The organism is Cellulosimicrobium sp. KWT-B, assembly GCF_002127155.1.
Classification (GTDB): domain Bacteria; phylum Actinomycetota; class Actinomycetes; order Actinomycetales; family Cellulomonadaceae; genus Cellulosimicrobium; species Cellulosimicrobium funkei.
In genome coordinates, this window is the sequence record NZ_NEDO01000002.1 from 57,008 (window position 1) to 71,981 (window position 14,974).

16 protein-coding genes and 1 tRNA gene are annotated in these 14,974 nt (G+C 75.0%); 8 read left to right on the forward strand and 9 right to left on the reverse strand.

Annotated elements, in window-relative coordinates:
• Positions 1-13 precede the first annotated feature (13 nt).
• The 3 genes from B9L22_RS06435 to B9L22_RS06445 all read right to left on the reverse strand — a co-directional run bounded on the left by B9L22_RS06435 (position 14) and on the right by B9L22_RS06445 (position 2,956).
• Positions 14-1,156 (reverse strand): aromatic acid exporter family protein, encoded by a 1,143-nt coding sequence (locus B9L22_RS06435; protein WP_086149744.1) that lies wholly within the window; start codon positions 1,154-1,156, stop codon positions 14-16.
• The gene (locus B9L22_RS06440) at positions 1,153-2,295 is read right to left on the reverse strand and encodes a folate-binding protein YgfZ (protein ID WP_233139831.1); all 1,143 of its coding nucleotides are present in this window, start codon (positions 2,293-2,295) and stop codon (positions 1,153-1,155) included. Before B9L22_RS06440 ends, B9L22_RS06435 begins: the two co-directional genes overlap by 4 nt.
• 64 nt (positions 2,296-2,359) lie before the next feature.
• Positions 2,360-2,956: an FABP family protein gene (locus tag B9L22_RS06445; RefSeq protein ID WP_043654723.1), complete on the reverse strand. Its 597-nt coding sequence runs from the start codon at positions 2,954-2,956 to the stop codon at positions 2,360-2,362.
• A gap of 254 nt (positions 2,957-3,210) precedes the next feature.
• On the opposite strand from B9L22_RS06445, the gene B9L22_RS06450 reads away from it, so the two are divergent.
• Positions 3,211-3,606 (forward strand): DsrE family protein, encoded by a 396-nt coding sequence (locus B9L22_RS06450; protein ID WP_233139832.1) that lies wholly within the window; start codon positions 3,211-3,213, stop codon positions 3,604-3,606.
• Between the two features lie 51 nt (positions 3,607-3,657).
• Here B9L22_RS06450 and B9L22_RS06455 read toward each other — a convergent pair whose 3' ends face one another.
• Genes B9L22_RS06455 through B9L22_RS06465 form a run of 3 tightly spaced genes read right to left on the reverse strand, consistent with a single transcriptional unit; the run spans position 3,658 to position 5,393 of the window.
• Complete coding sequence (locus tag B9L22_RS06455) at positions 3,658-4,137, reverse strand: DUF4395 domain-containing protein (protein ID WP_255376886.1); 480 nt, start codon at positions 4,135-4,137, stop codon at positions 3,658-3,660.
• Between the two features lie 36 nt (positions 4,138-4,173).
• On the reverse strand, positions 4,174-4,662 hold the full coding sequence (locus B9L22_RS06460) for a thioredoxin family protein (RefSeq protein WP_086149746.1): 489 nt from the start codon (positions 4,660-4,662) through the stop codon (positions 4,174-4,176).
• Positions 4,659-5,393 carry a hypothetical protein gene (locus B9L22_RS06465; protein WP_043654716.1) on the reverse strand — a complete coding sequence of 245 codons (735 nt, stop codon included), beginning with the start codon at positions 5,391-5,393 and terminating at the stop codon, positions 4,659-4,661. The genes B9L22_RS06460 and B9L22_RS06465 overlap by 4 nt, the downstream gene beginning before the upstream one ends.
• Before the next feature lie 358 nt (positions 5,394-5,751).
• Here B9L22_RS06465 and B9L22_RS06470 point away from each other — a divergent pair, with 358 nt between their 5' ends.
• Together B9L22_RS06470 and B9L22_RS06475 are read left to right on the forward strand one after the other, a co-directional pair.
• Complete coding sequence (locus tag B9L22_RS06470) at positions 5,752-6,534, forward strand: response regulator transcription factor (RefSeq protein ID WP_021483710.1); 783 nt, start codon at positions 5,752-5,754, stop codon at positions 6,532-6,534.
• Positions 6,531-7,475 (forward strand): alpha/beta fold hydrolase, encoded by a 945-nt coding sequence (locus B9L22_RS06475; RefSeq protein ID WP_086149747.1) that lies wholly within the window; start codon positions 6,531-6,533, stop codon positions 7,473-7,475. Before B9L22_RS06470 ends, B9L22_RS06475 begins: the two co-directional genes overlap by 4 nt.
• 33 nt (positions 7,476-7,508) lie before the next feature.
• Here the strand turns inward: B9L22_RS06475 and nth are convergent, their stop codons facing one another.
• Positions 7,509-8,234 (reverse strand): endonuclease III, encoded by a 726-nt coding sequence (gene nth, locus B9L22_RS06480; protein WP_043654712.1) that lies wholly within the window; start codon positions 8,232-8,234, stop codon positions 7,509-7,511.
• Positions 8,235-8,332: 98 nt separating this feature from the next.
• Here nth and B9L22_RS06485 point away from each other — a divergent pair, with 98 nt between their 5' ends.
• Complete coding sequence (locus B9L22_RS06485) at positions 8,333-9,010, forward strand: Crp/Fnr family transcriptional regulator (protein ID WP_021481784.1); 678 nt, start codon at positions 8,333-8,335, stop codon at positions 9,008-9,010.
• A 108-nt stretch (positions 9,011-9,118) separates the two neighbouring features.
• Here B9L22_RS06485 and B9L22_RS06490 read toward each other — a convergent pair whose 3' ends face one another.
• Both B9L22_RS06490 and B9L22_RS20190 read right to left on the reverse strand, forming a co-directional pair.
• Entirely contained in the window at positions 9,119-9,607 is a 489-nt protein-coding gene (locus B9L22_RS06490; RefSeq protein ID WP_021481785.1) for a RidA family protein, read from the reverse strand.
• Complete coding sequence (locus B9L22_RS20190) at positions 9,607-9,771, reverse strand: hypothetical protein (protein ID WP_021481786.1); 165 nt, start codon at positions 9,769-9,771, stop codon at positions 9,607-9,609. Before B9L22_RS20190 ends, B9L22_RS06490 begins: the two co-directional genes overlap by 1 nt.
• 138 nt (positions 9,772-9,909) lie before the next feature.
• Between B9L22_RS20190 and B9L22_RS06500 the strand changes: the two genes are divergently transcribed.
• The 4 genes from B9L22_RS06500 to B9L22_RS06515 all read left to right on the forward strand — a co-directional run bounded on the left by B9L22_RS06500 (position 9,910) and on the right by B9L22_RS06515 (position 14,882).
• Complete coding sequence (locus B9L22_RS06500; RefSeq protein WP_143317132.1) at positions 9,910-12,267, forward strand: transglycosylase domain-containing protein; 2,358 nt, start codon at positions 9,910-9,912, stop codon at positions 12,265-12,267.
• Positions 12,264-13,211 carry a metallophosphoesterase gene (locus tag B9L22_RS06505; RefSeq protein ID WP_086150180.1) on the forward strand — a complete coding sequence of 316 codons (948 nt, stop codon included), beginning with the start codon at positions 12,264-12,266 and terminating at the stop codon, positions 13,209-13,211. The genes B9L22_RS06500 and B9L22_RS06505 overlap by 4 nt, the downstream gene beginning before the upstream one ends.
• A gap of 227 nt (positions 13,212-13,438) precedes the next feature.
• Positions 13,439-13,515: transfer RNA gene (locus tag B9L22_RS06510), tRNA-Pro, on the forward strand.
• A 131-nt stretch (positions 13,516-13,646) separates the two neighbouring features.
• Positions 13,647-14,882 carry an NAD(P)/FAD-dependent oxidoreductase gene (locus B9L22_RS06515; protein WP_086149749.1) on the forward strand — a complete coding sequence of 412 codons (1,236 nt, stop codon included), beginning with the start codon at positions 13,647-13,649 and terminating at the stop codon, positions 14,880-14,882.
• Positions 14,883-14,974: the final 92 nt, after the last annotated feature.

A 14,974-nucleotide genomic window follows, 5' to 3' on the forward strand; every position in this document is an offset into this window, starting at 1 on the left:
GGTGCGAACGCTCTCAGAGCTCGGGGAGCGCGTCGCGCGCCTGCTCGGGCGTCGCGCCCGCCGCCTCCAGGGCGTCGACGATCGGTGACCGCACGAGCATCACGAGCGACTGCACCTGCCAGTCGCCGTCGCCGAGCGCGTGGGGGTCGGCGCTGCGGGCCACCTCGAGGAGGACCTCGCGCGCGACCGCCGGGTCGCGCCCCGCGCCGACGGCCTCGGCGAGCACGTGCACCCCGGCGCCGAACCGGGCGACGAGGTCCGCCACGGCGTCGAGCTCGTGGTGGTCCGGGCCGCTCGCGACCGGCCGTGCGCGCCGCGCCAGGACGCGCACGCTGCGCATCGCGCGGTCGACGAGCACCGCCTGCCGCTCGAGCCCGCCCAGCTCGTCCCGGTGCCGCAGCCCGGCCGCGCTCACGCGCGCGAGCTCGCGCGCGGACGACGCGGACGACTGCCACTCCTCGAGCGCGCCCTCGGACGCCCGGCCCTTGACCAGCGCCGCGTCGAGGTCCCCGGGGTCGCGCGCCCGCAGGCCGCGCGCGAGCACGTCGAGCACGCCCGCGAGCTCCGACGTCGCCTCCGCCCCGAGGAGACGGGGGCGTCGCCGCGGGTCGCCCGGGGTGAGCGCCGCGACGGCGAGCGCGACGGCGCCGCCCACGAGCGCGTCCGTCCACCGCCCGAGCGGGCCGCCCGCCTGCGCGGCCGGGAGCCCGACGATGACGATGGCCTGCACGCCCGCCTGCGTCGTGAGCATCGCGCCCCGGTCGATGAAGCGTGCGGCGAGGGCCGAGACCGCGAGGACGACGGCGACCTGCCACCAGCCCGACCCGATCGCGTGGACCACGAGGTCCCCCAGGCCGACGCCGATCGCGACGCCCACCGCGAGCTCGAGCACGCGGCGGAGCTGACGGTCCTGGCTGAAGCCGAGGCAGATCCACGCGGAGACCGGCGCGAAGAAGGGGGCCGTGTGCCCGAGCCCGTACCGGGCGATGCCGAACGCGAGACCGGCGGCCGCCGACGCCTGGAGGATGGGCCACAGCGCCACGCGCACGCGCGACGCGCCCTGACGGACCCGGGCCCGCAGGAGGAGCCGGCGCCACGCCGTCCGGGCGACGCGGACCGCCCCCGGGGACTGCCCGCCCGCCGGCCCCGACGTCACAGCATGCTCGTGGGTGCGCCCTCGCCGCGCGGCGTGACGCCGCGCCCGACGGGGCCGCGCGCGGCCGGACGGTCGACGGAGACGCCCTCGCCGGGCACCACGACCTCCTGCGCCGCGGAGATCGCGCCGCCGTCGCAGTCGACGAGGAGCTCGGCGTCGACCGGCGCGCTCCGCTTGAGGACCGCGAGCGCGATCGGCCCGAGCTCGTGGTGGCGCGCGACCGACGTGACGGACCCGACGGCGCGGCCGTCGAGCGTGACCTCGGCCCCCGGCGCGGGTAGCAGGTGCCCCGACCCGTCGAGGTGCAGCATGACGACGCGCCGCGGCGGACGCCCGAGGTTGTGCACGCGCGCGATGGTCTCCTGCCCGCGGTAGCAGCCCTTGTGCAGGTGGACGGCGGTGCGCAGCCAGTCGGTCTCGTGCGGGATCGACCGGTGGTCGACCTCGGTCGCGAGACGCGGGCGCCAGGCCTCGACGCGCGCCGCCTCGCTCGCCCACGTGCCCACGAGGCGCCACCCGGCGGCCTCGCGCGCCGCGACGGCGTCGGCCAGCTCCGCGCGCGGGACGAGCACGAGCCGCCACGGGCGCTCGCGGCCCGGGTGCTCGTCCTCGGGCGGGCCGTACCGCGTGCCGCCCGCGAGGACGCGCGGCCAGGGGTCGCGCCACGTCACGGGCTCGTCCTCGGCGCCCTCGGCGTCGACCGGCTCGCCGAGCGCGGCCCACTCGTCCGTGGCGTCGGCGATCTCGACGCGGAGCATGAACTTCATGCGGTCCAGCCACGCGGCGAGGTCGGCCGCGTGCGAGCGCTCCGTGACGAGCCAGGTCGTGGTGCCGTCGTCGACGACCGACGCGGCGTGCTCGACGTGGCCTTGCGGCGAGAGCACGAGCAGCTCGGTCGAGGTGCGCGGCGCGAGGTCCGTGAGGTCCTGGGACGTGATGGAGTGCAGCCAGCTCAGCCGGTCCGGGCCCGTGACCGTGACGACGCCCAGGTGCGACTGGTCGACGACGGCGCCGCCCGTGCGCAGCGCGCGCTGCTCCCCGGTGGGGTCGCCGTAGTGCCAGGCGACGCCCTCGTCGGGGCCCGTCGCGGGCACGGCGCCGTGGCGGGACAGGAGCGGGCTGGTGTAACCGGTGGTCACGGGTGGTCCTCCTTCGTCGACGCGTCCGGGCCGGGCGGGCCCTCGCGCCGCCCGGTGGCCTGCGTCAGGCCGACGGGCGCCGGGTCAGCTTCGCGGACGCGTACGACTGCAACGGCTGACCGAAGGCCGCCAATTCCCACACCCACAGGAGCTGGCCCTCGACGAACCCGTAGAGCCGCTTCGAGGCCGTGACCTCGGACGCGGTGGACGTGCGCGCGATGAGGTCGCTCGCCAGGTCCACGCGGCCGTTGCCGACGGCGCCCAGGTAGACCGACACGCGGCCCGCCGGGTCGGCGACCAGGACCTCGAGCGGGTGGCGGTCGTCCTCCAGGCCCTCGGGCCGGTCCGTCGACACGCGCCAGTAGCCGGTCTCCGTGGACCAGACGGGCGACGCGGCGGCCGCGGCGTCGAGGGTGGCCTCGTCACGCTCCGGCCACTCGCCCTCCGCGGGCACCGTCTCGGGGACCGCTGCGTCGAGGACGCGCAGCGTCGACTCGTAGCGCAGGTAGGGGCCGCCGTCGTGGTCGAACACGACGTCGTGGACGAACGGCGTCTCCTCGATGCCCGGGTACTTGACGACGCCCTCGCCGCGCCAGCTCCCGACGAGCCAGGCGAGCGGGTACACCTCGGGAGCGAGGCCTTCGGGGAACTCGAACGGCATCAGCGACCACCTCTCGGAGTCGGGCGGCGCGCGGCGCCCGCGCGGGGACGGGCCCCGCGCGGCGACGTCAGCGCTGGCCCTTGAAGAGCTTGTAGACGACGTACCCGGCGAACCACGTGATGGTCACCGTCGCCGCGAGGAGCAGGCCGAGGAAGATCAGCTCGAGAGTGTGCGGGCTCATGCGGGCGATCCTACCGGCCGGACGGCACCGGCACGCCGTGGCCGTGGTCACCCGCGGGACTACGCTCGGCCGCGTGACCGACTCCTCGCTCCCCGCTGCCGCCCCCCGCTCCCGCTCGCTCGTCGTCAAGACGACCTCCGGGCTCGACCGGCCCGAGGCCGCGAACCAGGCCTTCACCGTCGCCGCCGCCGCGGTCGCAGCGGGCGTCGAGGTGAGCGTGTGGCTCACCGGCGAGGCGGCGTGGTTCGGGGTGCCGGGCCGCGCGGCGGAGCTCGAGCTCGAGCACGCGGCGCCGCTGCCCGACCTGCTCGACGCGGTCCTCGCCGCGGGCACGCTGACCGTCTGCACGCAGTGCGCGGCGCGCCGCGGGATCACCGCCGACGACGTCCTGCCCGGCGTGCGCATCGCGGGGGCGGCGGTGTTCGTCGAGGAGGCGCTGCGCGAGGGTGCTCAGGCGCTCGTCTACTGAGCGAGCCGCGCCCGCGGGCGCTCGCCTGCCGGGCGGGCGCGCGCCGGGCCGTCAGCGGGCCGGCGCGACCCGGCGCAGCAGCAGGTACAGCTCGCACCCGAGGCACAGGCCGAACGCGGCGTTGAGGACGGCGGCCACGAGCGCGAGCGCCGCCGCGGCCGGCACGGCGCCCGCGACGCCGACCAGCCCGAGCACGACCCCGGCACCGGTGATCACCAGGCCCACCGCCTGCGCGAACCGCGGCGGCCTCGGGTCCTCGCGCTCCGTCGTCGGGCCGATGCGCGGGAGCAGGACCAGCCGGTAGACGGCCGCCTGCCACGTGCCCTGCGCGCCGCGGACGGTGCCGAGCAGGAAGCTCGCCGCGACGACCGCGAGCAGCACGAGCGCCGCGGGCGACGTCCAGAGCAGGATCACCACGGCGAGCAGGACGGCCGTCATGCCCGCCCCCGCGCGCGGCCCGCGCGGGTCGATGCCGGCGGGCGCGCCGCCCGGCTCGGTGACGGTGGCCTCCGGGCCTGCCTGGTCGCTCACTCGGGTCTCCTCCGGTCGGGCCGTCGGAGACGGCGGTCAGCTGCCTGGCACGCTCGCGGGCCGCGCGCCCGGGTCCGCGACGGCGAGCGCCGCGAGCGCCTGGGCGCGGTTCATGCCCCCGCTCGCGCGGGCGACCTCCCGGCCCTCCGCGTCGAGCACGAGGACGGTCGGCGTGCGCAGTATGCCGAATGCTCGCACCAGGTCGAGGTGGTCGTCGACGTCCATCTCATGATGCGTCACGTCCGGGTGCGCGGCGCTCACGTCGCGCAGGACCCGGGCGGTGGCGCGACACGGCGCGCAGAGCTCGGCGGAGAACTGGACGAACGTGCGGCGCTCCGCGAGCGCGACGCCGTGCGCCGCCCAGTCCACGGGCGCGGGCCCGGCGACGTCGGCCGCGGGCGACGCGGGCCCCCTCCCCCGCGCGGCCCGCACGACGCCCTGGCGGCGCTGCCACCACACGCCGAGCGCGGCCGTCGCGACGAGGGTCACGACGAGCAGCACGACGGCGAGCGGCGACGGGGTCACCCGACGATCACCCGGCCGACGACGAAGATCAGGGTCCCGCCGACGGCGACGGGCAGGGCGGTCGCCGAGAACGCGCCCAGACGGCCGCGCAGCTCGGGGAGCTGGTCGAAGAGCGCGTGCAGCGACGCGACGAGCAGGCCCGCGACGACCCCCGCCCAGACGCCGCCGAGCAGCTCGAGGTCGGGCATGACGTAGCCGACGGCGCCGCCCGCGAGCACCGCGAGGCCGAGCGTCAGCGCGGCGTTGAGCCAGCCGCCGAGCGGCAGCGCGGACACCGCGGACGCCACGGCGAGCGCGACCGCCGTCGTGACGACGAGGGACTCGCCGGCGTCGGTGCGCCCCGCGGCGATCCAGCCCGCGCTCGACGTCGCCACGACGATCCCGCTCACCGTGCCGATGAGCGACTCGACCAGGCGCGGACGGCCGTCGCGCCGCAGGAGCTCGGCGACGAACGCGAGGACGACGGAGAGCGCGAGCACGACGGGCAGGTGGCGCAGCGCGGGCTCCCCGTGCGTCGCGGCGGTCGCGGCCACGGCGCCGAGCCCGGCGATCGCGATGACGACCCGGGTCCCGCCGTGGACGGGGATGTCGAGCAGCCGCGGCCAGCCGATCGCGACGCCCAGCGCCAGCGCGCCCGACGCGATCGTGAGCGGCAGCGGGCCGAAGAACGCGGCGACGGCCACGACCGCCGCCAGGCATGCCGTCACGACGGCACGGGTCGAGAGGTCCACGCGGTCAGCGCCCCGTTCGGGGGTCGCGGGAGGGCGTCGGGTCGTGCAGCACGCCTCAGAGTGTCGCAGAGACTCGCCACGGGCCGCTCACCGGCTCCCTCGCGGCGGCCGGGCGGCGGTCTCGCGGGCGGGCCGCGGCGTCGCTGCCGGGCAGCGCTGTCACCGGCCGGGGAGAGCGGACGCGCGCGATGTGAGACACGCACCGTGCGCGCGGCCGGCACGCGATACGGTAACCGTCCACGGACCGCGGACGTGGCCGACGACGTGGCGTGCCCCGTAGAGGTCCGTCCCGCCCGGTCGCCACGCGTCGACGCCCGGGGGCGCCGCCCGCGCCCCGCGACCCGGAAGGAGGTGCCGGATGGCCGACCTGCTCATCCTCACCCCCGCCACTGGCGGTTCCGTCGAGGTGCTGCCCGCGCTCGGCCTGCTCTCGCACCGCATCCGGGTCCTGCCCATGGAGCCGTCGGCGCTGGTCGACGCACCGGACTCCGACGTCGTGCTGCTGGACGCGCGCCGCGACCTCGTCGCCGCCCGCACCACGTGCCGGCTCCTGCACGCCACGGGCCTGACGGTCCCGCTCGTGCTCGTGCTCACCGAGGGCGGGCTCACCGTGGTGACCGCCGAGTGGGGTGCCGACGACCTCCTGCTGGAGGGCGCCGGACCGGCCGAGGTCGAGGCCCGGCTGCGGCTCGTCATCGAGCGCTCCGCGCGGGGTCCGGCCGAGGACGGACCGCAGGAGATCGCGGCGGGCGAGCTCGCGATCGACGCGAGCGGCTACACCGCCCGGCTGCGCGGCCGCCCGATCGACCTCACGTACAAGGAGTTCGAGCTCCTCAAGTACCTCGTCCAGCACCCGGGCCGCGTGTTCACCCGCGCGCAGCTCCTCCAGGAGGTCTGGGGCTACGACTACTACGGGGGCACGCGCACCGTCGACGTCCACGTGCGCCGTCTGCGCGCGAAGCTCGGGCCGGAGCACGAGCAGCTCATCGGCACGGTGCGCAACGTCGGCTACCGGTTCGACCCGCCGAAGGACCGCCGCCCCGCGGCGGCCGCGGAGACGTCCGGAGCGGACGCCGCCGACGCCGGCTCCGGGTCGTCGGCCGACAGCGGGTCCGGGACGCCGGTAGGTTCGTCCGGGTGACGCCCGACCCCTCCGACTTCACGTCCGCCCTCCTCGACGGCCCCTGGCGCCACGAGTTCGTGCCGGCCAACGGGGCCCGCTTCCACGTGGCGCTCGCCGGTCCCGAGGACCGCGGCGTGCGGGACCCCGGCCCGCCGCTCGTCGTGCTGCTCCACTCGTTCCCCCAGTTCTGGTGGGCGTGGCGGCACCAGCTCGAGCCGCTGGCCGCCGCGGGCTACCGCGTCGCCGCGATGGACGTGCGGGGCGTCGGGGCGTCCGACAAGCCGCCGATCGGCTACGACGCCCCGACACGCACGCGCGACATCGCCGGCGTGATCCGCTCGCTCGGGTCGGGGCGCGCGGTCGTCGTGGGCCACGGCACCGGCGGCAGCCTCGCCTGGGCGATGGCCGCGCTCCAGCCCGCCGTGACGGCCGGGGTCGCCGCGTTCTCCGCGCCGCACCCCGCACGCCTGCACACGTCGGCCCGGCGGCTCCTCACCCCCGCCGCGCAGCGCCAGCTCGCGTTCTACCAGGTGCCGACGCTGCCCGAGCGCGCGCTCGTCCGCGGCGACCTCGTGGCCGACGTGCTCGCCACGGGCGCCGCGCAGCCCTTCGCGCCCGACGTCGTCGACACGTACCGCACCGTCATGCGCATCCCGTTCGCGGCGCACACCGCGATGGAGTCGCTGCGCTGGGCCGTGCGCTCCACCCCCCGGCCCGACGGGCGCCGCTTCCTCGCCGCGCTCCGCCACCCCGTCGAGGTCCCCGCCCTCCAGGTGCACGCGGCGCGCGACGGGCTGCTGCGCCGCGAGCTCGCGGACGCCGACGGCGCCGCGCTCGCCCGGGACTTCCGGTTCGAGGTCGTGGACGACGCCGGGCACTTCCTCCCCGAGGAGGCCCCGGGCACCGTGACGGACCTGCTCCTGGACTGGCTCCCCACGACGCAGCGGCCCGCGGGTTGACCGTCCCCTCGCCCGACGGTCCGCGCGAGGCGCTCAGCTCGTCTTGACGAGCGCGGCCGCCTTGACCGGGTCGACCTCGCCGACGCCGAACGACGGGCACCACCGCGCGATCGTGCACGCGCCGCACGCCGGCTTGCGCGCGAAGCACACCCGCCGGCCGTGGAAGATCAGCCGGTGGGAGAGCATCGTCCACTCCGACTTCTCGATGAGCCCGCCGACGACCTGCTCGACCTTGACCGGGTCCTCCTCCGTGGTCCACCCCAGGCGGCGCACGAGGCGGCCGAAGTGCGTGTCCACGGTGAGCCCCGGCACGCCGAACGCGTTCCCGAGCACGACGTTCGCCGTCTTGCGCCCCACGCCCGGCAAGGTGACGAGGTCCTCCAGGCGGGCGGGCACCTCGCCGTCGAACCGCTCGACGAGCGCCTGGCCGATCCCGATGACCGACTGCGCCTTGGCCCGGAAGAAGCCCGTGGGCCGCAGGATCTCCTCGAGCTCGGCGCGGTCCGCCGCCGCATAGGCCGCGGCGTCCGGGTAGCGCGCGAACAGCGCGGGCGTCGTGAGGTTCACGCGCTTGTCCGTCGTCTGCGCCGAGAGGACCGTCGCGACGAGCAGCTCGAGCGGCGTGGTGAAGTCGAGCTCGCAGTGCGCGTCCGGGTAGGTGACCGCGAGCTCACGGTTGGTGCGGCGCGCGCGCCGCACGAGCGCGAGGTGCGACTCGGGCTTCGGGGCCCGCGCGCGGGCCTGCTCGGTGGTGGTCACGAAACCCACCGTAGCCGCCGCCCCTGACACCCGAGTTGCAGCGGTAGGGCAGACTTGTCCTGGAACATTTCCGAGGACGAGACGATAGGACACCCCGCGTGGACGACGACGTTGTGCTCTCCGCCCCCCTGTTCGCGACGATGGACGCGGACGAGACGCGCACCCTCTTCGAGTCGATGCAGCAGATCGAGCTGTCGCGCGGAGACGTGCTGTTCCGCGAGGGCGAGCCGGGCGACCGCCTCTACGTGATCGCGAGCGGCAAGATCAAGCTGGGGCGCCGCTCCAACGACGGCCGCGAGAACCTCCTGTCGATCCTCGGCCCCGGCGAGATGTTCGGCGAGCTCTCGCTCTTCGACCCGGGCCCCCGCACCGCCACCGCGAGCTCCGTCGCCGACTCCGTGATCTACGAGCTCGGCCACGACCAGCTCGTCGAGTGGATCGAGAAGCACCCGAGCGTCGCCAAGCACCTGCTCAACGCCCTCGCGCGCCGCCTGCGCCGCACGAACGAGACGCTGGCCGACCTCGTGTTCTCCGACGTGCCGGGCCGTGTCGCCAAGGCGCTCCTCGACCTGTCGACCCGCTTCGGCGAGGAGACGGACGAGGGCATCCGCGTCGCGCACGACCTCACGCAGGAGGAGCTCGCGCAGCTCGTCGGCGCGTCGCGCGAGACCGTGAACAAGGCGCTCGCCGACTTCGCGACGCGCGGCTGGGTGCGCCGCGAGGGCCGAGCCGTCGTCCTGCTCGACATGGACCGCCTGGAGCGCCGCGCGCGCTGAGCGGCCACGCCGGCTGAGATGCCGCACGAGATGCCGACGAGAACGGGGTCGGCGACCGGATCCTCACGGACCCGGTCGCCGACCCCGTTCTCGTGCGGGCGTCGCGGGCTAGTCCGCCAGCTCGACGACGAGCTCGACCTCGACCGGCGCGTCGAGCGGCAGGACCGCGACGCCGACGGCGCTGCGCGCGTGCACCCCGGCCTCGCCGAAGATCTCGCCGAGGACGGTGCTCGCACCGTTCACGACGCCGGGCTGGCCCGTGAACGACGGGTCGCTCGCCACGAACCCGACCACCTTGACGACCCGGACGACGTCGTCGAGGTTCCCGACGACGTCGTGCACGGCCGCGAGCGCGTTGAGCGCGCACACACGCGCGAGGTCCGCGGCGTCGGCGGGCGCGACGAGGCCCTCGCCGTCACCCACCTTGCCGGTCGCGAGCAGCGCGCCGTCGACGAACGGGAGCTGGCCCGAGGTGTGGACGTACCGGCCGGAGCGCACCGCGGGGACGTAGGCGGCGACCGGCGCCGCCACCCGCGGGAGGGTGATCCCGAGCTCCGCGAGGCGCGCGGCGACCGTCCCGGCGGGGACGCCCGTCACTACTTCTCCCCGGTGGGGCGCTTGAGGTAGGCGACGAGGCCGTTGCCGTCCGGGCCGGTCACGACCTGGACGAGCTCCCAGCCGTCGGAGCCCCACTGGTCGAGGACGGCCTTCGTGTTGTGGATGATGAGGGGGATGGTCGCGTACTCCCACGTGGTTGCCATGGGGCGAGCGTAGTCGGACGGCGCGGAACGCGGCGCGGCCGGACGGGCGCGCCGTCCCGGGATGCTTACACAACCCGCACACCCGGGAGAGGCGGCTTTCCGGGCCTCTCCCGGGGTTGCTCCCGTAGGGTTGGCACCATGGCTTCCCCTGTGCGTCCTCGCGGCCGGCAGATCAACGCGTACCAGCTCGTCGCCCTCTTCCTGGCGTTCGTGCTGGTCTCCGGCGTCGGCGGCGTGCTCGCGGCCGGGCTCCTCGTGCCGCTGGCCGCCGGGGCGAACACGGCGACGGACACCGCCGTCGAGGTGTTCGACGAGCTGCCGGCCGACCTCGAGCCGGGCCCGCTGTCCGAGCAGTCGCGCATCTACGCGAACGACGGCACGACGCGGCTCGCGACGTTCTACACGGAGAACCGCATCGTCGTCCCGCTGGACCAGGTCTCCGAGCCCATGAAGAACGCGGTCATCGCGATCGAGGACAAGCGCTTCTGGGAGCACGGCGGGGTCGACGTCGAGGGCATCCCGCGCGCGTTCGTCAACAACCTCACGGGCGGCTCGACGCAGGGCGCCTCGACCCTGACGCAGCAGTACGTGAAGAACGTCCTCATCGAGCAGGCCGTGCGCGACGACGACGTCATGGCGCAGCACGAGGCCAAGGCCGACACGCTCGGCCGCAAGGCCCGCGAGGCGAAGCTCGCCATCTCGCTCGAGAAGAAGATGACCAAGGAGGAGATCCTCCAGGGCTACCTCAACATCGCGCAGTTCGGGCGCTCCGTGTACGGCGTCGAGACGGCGGCCCGGCACTACTTCGGCATCTCGGCGAAGGACCTGAACTACCTCCAGGCGGCCACGATCGCCGGGATCACCAAGGCGCCGTCCACGTACGACCCGACGGCCGACCCGGAGAAGGCTCAGAACCGCCGCAACGTCGTCCTCAACACGATGTACCAGCAGGGCTACATCACCAAGGAGGAGTACGACGCCGGGCTCGCCAGGCCCATCGCCGAGACGCTCCAGATCCAGCCGCTCGAGGCGGGCTGCCAGGCGGCCGACAACGGCGCCACGTTCTTCTGCGACTACGTCACGAAGATCATCATGTCGGACCCGGTGTTCGGCGAGACCAAGGAGGAGCGGCAGTCCCTGCTCTACCGTGGCGGTCTCGACATCTACACGACGCTCGACCCGAACATGCAGGCGGCCGCTCACCAGCACGCGACGGCCGCCGTCCCGGCGGACGACCCGAGCCAGGTCGAGGACGCGATCGTCACCGTCGAGCCCGGCACGGGCAAGATCCTCGCGATGGCGCAGAACCGGGCGTACGACAACACGCAGGACCCGGCGCCGAACACGACCGCGGTCAACTACAGCGTCGACCAGGCCCACGGCTCGTCGAACGGGTTCTCCCCCGGCTCGACGTGGAAGCCGTTCGTGCTCGCCGAGTGGCTCAAGGAGGGCCACTCGCTCTACGACACGGTCAGCGCCAACAAGCGCACCTGGACGATCAACCGCGACTTCCGCGCGAGCTGCACCCGCCTGGGCAACGAGAAGTGGACCCCGGCCAACTCGGACGGTCCCGGCTCGGGCTCCATGTCGGTCCTCAAGGCGACGTTCAACTCGGTGAACACCGCGTACACCACCATGGCGAGCCAGCTCGACCTCTGCGGCATCGCGGAGACCGCGAAGGCCGCCGGGTTCCAGCCGTCCATGCTCAAGGACGAGGGCAACGTCAACGTCAACGCGTCGATGATCCTTGGCACGCAAAACTCGTCGCCGCTCCAGATGGCGGCCGCGTACGCCACGTTCGCCTCGGGCGGCACGTACTGCAAGCCGATCGCCATCACCAAGGTGGTCGCTGGTGACGGCAAGGAGCTCCCCGTACCCACCGCGGACTGCCAGCCCGGAGCGATCGACCCGAACATCGCCAACACCGTCACCTACGCGCTGCAGCAGGTCATCACGCAGGGCTCGGGCCGCGGCAACGGTCTCGCTGACGGGCGCCCCGCAGCGGGCAAGACAGGGACGGCGAACAACAACACGCACACGTGGTTCATCGGGTACACCCCGCAGGTCGTCACCGCGGTGTGGATCGGCAACGCCGAGAGCGACGTCCCGATGAACGGCCGCTTCACCATCAACGGGAAGACGCGCCCCTACTGGTACGGGTCGAGCCTCGCCGCCCCGACGTGGCGCGACTACATGAACCAGATCCTCGCCGGCCAGCCCGCACCGGGGTTCGCCGACCCGGACTGGGGCCGGGTGAACGCCCCGACGCCCCCGCCGCGCACCCCCTCGACGCCCGAGGGCGGCCAGGACGGCGGCGACCAGGGCGGTCAGCAGCCCGGGGGCGACCAGCCGGGCGGTGACCAGCCCGACGACGACCAGCCGGACAACGAGGCCGACGGCGGCCGCGGCGACCGCGGGGACCGCAGCAACGGCGCGGGCCGCGAGAGCGACCTCGGCGCGTGGCTGGAGAGCCTCGGCGGCGGGGGGAACGGCTGAGCGCCGACGGGGCGCGCCGGGTCCTGCGCGGGCTCGGGGCGCTGGCCGCCGTCGGTGTGGCGGGCGTCGCGTACGCGCACGTGGAGACGAAGCTCTTCACGCTCCGTGAGGCGACCGTCCCGGTCCTGCCGCCCGGGTCGCGCCCACTGCGGGTGCTGCACGTCTCCGACCTGCACCTCGTCCCGACCCAGCGGCGCAAGATCGAGTGGGTGCGGTCGCTCGCCGAGCTCGAGCCCGACCTCGTCGTCGACACCGGGGACAACCTCGCGCACGTCGACGCGCTCGAGCCGCTGCTCGACGCCCTCGCCCCGCTCCTGGCGGTGCCCGGCGCGTTCGTCCTGGGCTCGAACGACTACTTCGCCCCCGTCCCGAAGAACCCGGCGCGCTACCTCCTGCCCGACGCGCGGCTGCCGTTCGCGTCGCAGGCCCGCCTCCTGCCCGCGGCCGAGATGGCCGGCGCGATGCGCGACGCCGGGTGGGTCGACCTCACGAACCGTCGTGACGCCCTCGACGTCGGCGGCGTCCGCCTCGACCTCGTGGGCGTCGACGACCCGCACCTCGACCGCGACGTCTTCCCCGCGCCCGCGTCGCAGGCTCCGGCCGCCCCGCCGGAGGGCGGCGTGCTCCGGCTGGGGGTCACGCACGCGCCCTACCGGCGGGTCCTGGACCAGATGCACGACGACGGCGCGGAGCTCGTCCTCGCGGGCCACACCCACGGCGGGCAGCTCTGCGTGCCCGGGTTCGGCGCGCTCGTGACGAACTGCGACATCGACCGCAAGCGGGCCAAGGGCCTGCACGGCTGGCCGGGCCCCCGCCCCGACGCCGCGGGTGGCGAGGACTCGACGTGGCTGCACGTCTCCGCCGGCGCGGGCACGTCGCCCTACGCGCCGGTCCGGTTCGCGTGCCGTCCGGAGGCCACGCTGCTCACCCTGACGTCGCGCTGACGACGCCCCCTTCACCACCGCTCCGCCGAGCACGGGGTCAGCGACCGCGATCCCGGGTTTTCGGTCGCCGACCCCGTGCTCGACGGGCGCGGGTCGGGGGGTCAGGGGGGGTGTCGGCGGGGTGACAGGGATCGGGTTTCGTGGCACGGCACTTCGTCGGCTATTCTGGGCAGGCTTCCTGCGGGGAAGACGAGGTCTCCTCGTCGACCGTCACGTGGGCCAGCAACCGGGGTGTGGCGCAGCTTGGTAGCGCGCTTCGTTCGGGACGAAGAGGTCGCAGGTTCAAATCCTGTCACCCCGACCAGCCGAGAGGCCCGGGATCCGCGAGGATCCCGGGCCTCTCGTCGTTCTCCCGCCCGTCGCTCCTCCGGCGGTGCGCCCCGGTTCGCGCGAGACTGAGGCCGTCCGCTGTCCCGAACCACCGCGGAGGTCGCCATGAGCGCTGGACGTCACGTCGTCGTCGGAGGAGGGCTCGCCGCGGCGAAGGCCGTCGAGACGCTGCGCGCGGAGGGCTACGACGGCGGGATCACCGTCATTGCGCGCGAGCCGCACCGCCTGTACGAGCGGCCGCCGCTGTCCAAGGACTACCTGCGCGGCGAGGCCGAGCGCGACGCGGTGTTCCCGCTCGCAGCGGACTGGTACGCCGCGCACGACGTCGAGCTCCGCACCGGGACGGCGGCGACCGCGCTCGACCTCGCCGGGCGGCGCGTGACGCTCGACGACGGCCGCACGCTGTCGTACGAGAAGCTGCTGCTCGCGACCGGTTCGGACCCGCGCCGGATCCCCCTGCCCGGCGGCGACCAGGCCGGGGTGCACGAGCTGCGGACGCTCGACGACAGCGACGCCCTGGCCGCGGCGCTGCGCGCGGCCCGGGACGACGGCGTCGGGCGGCTGGCGGTCGTCGGCGACGGCTGGATCGGGCTGGAGGTCGCGGCGTCCGCCCGCACGCTCGGCCTGGACGTCACGGTGATCGGGCTCGGGACCCACCCGCTCGAGCGCGTGCTGGGGCCCGAGATGGGTGAGCTGTACGGGCAGGTCCACGCCGACCACGGGGTGCACCTCCACCGCCGCGCGCAGGTCACGGGCGTCTCCGGCGACGGTCGTCGGGCCACGGGGGTGGACCTCGCCGACGGCACCCACGTCGACGCGGACCTCGTGCTCGTCGCCGTGGGCGCGGTCCCGAACGTCGAGCTCGCGCGGGACGCCGGGCTCGCCCTCGACTCCGCGACGGGTGGCGTCGTCGCGTCGGCGACCCTCCAGACCACCGACCCGGACGTCTTCGTCGCGGGTGACGTCGCCAGCGTGCCCTCGGCACGCTACGGGCGGTCGCTGCGCGTCGAGCACTGGGCGACCGCCCTCCACCAGGGCCCGCACGCCGCGCGCGCGATGCTCGGCGCGACCGACCCCTACCCCGAGCTGCCGTACTTCTTCTCCGATCAGTACGACGTCGGCATGGAGTACCTCGGCTTCGTCGCCGGCCCGGACGCCTACGACGAGGTCGTGGTCTCCGGCTCCGTCCCGGACCGCGAGCTCGTCGCGTTCTGGCTCCAGGACGGCCGCGTCGAGGCCGGTATGGCCGTCAACGTCTGGGACCGCATGGAGGAGATCAAGGCCCTCATCCACCGCGACGGCCCGCCCGACCGCGCCGAGCTGGAGTCGTTCGTCGGCTGACCCCCTCCGTCGGCCGACCAGGCGATCCTGGCGGTCCGAGCAGGTGGTCCCGGTCCGTCCGGGGGACGGGACGCGCCAGGACCACCTGTTCG